The organism is Streptomyces malaysiense, assembly GCF_000980885.2.
In the GTDB taxonomy this organism is placed as follows: domain Bacteria; phylum Actinomycetota; class Actinomycetes; order Streptomycetales; family Streptomycetaceae; genus Streptomyces; species Streptomyces malaysiense.
Genome location: NZ_LBDA02000133.1, coordinates 1 through 1,849, shown reverse-complemented (window position 1 = coordinate 1,849; position 1,849 = coordinate 1). Strand labels below are relative to the sequence as shown.

Here is a 1,849-nt window from a genome sequence, read left to right as displayed (position 1 = left end):
ATCCTTGCCGATGCCCTCGAAGGTATGACGCGGGTCCGACAGGTACAGCGCGACAGCGTCAGCCTCGAACTCGGGCGAGTAGACCTTCATCACCATAAAAGATGCCCCCTACCCGGCCCCCGGCGGGGCCGGGCTCAGAGGTGTCCACCACTCGGGGACAGGTCCCGCCTGAGCAGCCGAGATACCTTGCCCACAGTGACCAAGGCGGCCGATCATTCGCCCATGAGACCCGAAGTGCAAACTTTCGTCGCCGACGGCCCGCTCCCCGACTGGGACGCGAGTGAAGAAGAGATCGACAGGCGTTACGACCAGCTTTGCGCGATCGTCAGGCCGGTCACGAGAGAGGAAGCGAAGGCGCTCGTCTCCTGCTTCGGCCCGGACGACTGCTTCGGCGTCGCATGGACGCTCCTACACCTCATCGAGACCGGCCCCAACCCCGTCCTCGCGACTGATCCCGGACCGGACGCCAACGAGTGGCACCAGCGCCTCTTCCTCCGCGCCGTGAACGGAGGACTCATCCCCTGAACTTGACGGCATAGCAACGTGAGGTGTCTGCCTTCATGCGCGTACCGCGGAAGGTCACCCGACCAGGAACTTCGTTCGATCCACACGTTCCAAGATCGGTTGAGATACGGCTTCTCACACCCATCGAGGTGCCTTGCTGAATGAGCTTTGGAAGCGTGAGAACTCCCATCATCCCAAGTCAGCTGGCACCTCGTCTCACTTCTCCGTCCACAGGCCGACCGTCACTCGGTGGATCAAGGTTGAGGTTCGCAGCTCCAGGATCTCTGCAGATGTGACTTCGCCGCTCTCGCTGCAGCCCGAAGTTCTCGCCATTCAACTGCTTCCTTGAGTGCTCCTTCGGACCAAATCGATTCTGGTCTCACACTCACAGAATTCGCACTCTCATCGACCGACTGAAGCACGAGATAGTCCTCATGCCGTAGCGAACCATCGCTCGCTCTGGCGCAAGCCACGTGCAATACGTCATCGAATTGAAGCAAGATCTCATCCGCTCCAACTCCTGACGCCTGCAAATATGCAACTTGACGATCGGGCGCCGCGCTGAGCAGATCCAGTACGGAGATAGTCCACTGCCGAAAGTTCACCAGCTTTTGCTCGCTGGTCATCGAATGATCCCTCCAAGGTCCCCTTCAATGCCCACTACTCTCCAGTAGGCACCCTCGCCATGATGGCCGCCACCAGGGTGCCACCTAAGCATACGTCCGGTCTTACCTCCGCGACTTGTATATTCGCGGATAACCCAACCCTTGCCCTCACTTCGTCCTTTTCCTAGGCCTTCTTCCACCCAGCCCTTCCGACCCACGAAAAATGGGCGAACCTGGTCCGGCGTGACGCCTCCCTTAAGGACGGATGGAGTGTCGAATATGTCATCCGCCGAACGAATCCCGGGAAGCTGACCAGCCTCTTTACTGAGATGTCTACGCAAACGCTCACCGTCGACGGCGCTTGGTGATCTAGGTTCAGACTTCGGAATAGGGCGACCGCCAATTGACCCTTCGCCAATTGGCCCTTCGGGGAAGAATACCCCAATCCGAGGGCTATCGCAGATTAGTGGCGCTTGCTCCTCACACTGGCGATCGATATTTTTTTGCTGCTCCCGGGCTTCTCTCGGATGCAGCACGAGGTCCACGGGAACCAAGTTCCTCAGGTAATTGGCAACCTCTTTCTGGGCAGAGAGATCGTAGGGCTTATACGCGATCAACTTGCCGGCGCCCGGGACATCGCTGCCCGTCTTTACTACGCTGTGCAGGTCCCCTGACGAGTCATACGAATAATGCGAATTCTCGTAGTGGTAGGACCAGGTGCCGCTGAGATTGAAAGGGTG

Annotated in this window: 2 protein-coding genes; one reads left to right on the top strand and one right to left on the bottom strand. The window is 58.7% G+C overall.

Annotation, left to right across the window (positions count from 1 at the left end; translation table 11 throughout):
• Positions 1–222: 222 nt before the first annotated feature.
• Positions 223–525 (top strand): hypothetical protein, encoded by a 303-nt coding sequence (locus VT52_RS34195; RefSeq protein ID WP_046428782.1) that lies wholly within the window; start codon positions 223–225, stop codon positions 523–525.
• A gap of 601 nt (positions 526–1,126) precedes the next feature.
• On the opposite strand, the gene VT52_RS38540 is transcribed toward VT52_RS34195, so the two are convergent.
• The coding region (locus VT52_RS38540) for a hypothetical protein (RefSeq protein WP_206306688.1) at positions 1,127–1,849 on the bottom strand (723 nt) is incomplete at its 5' end.

Bases quoted from the DNA above. Each gene is read 5' to 3' on its own strand.
- VT52_RS34195 (WP_046428782.1), top strand. From the start codon at position 223: ATGAGACCCGAAGTGCAAACTTTCGTCGCCGACGGCCCGCTCCCCGAC.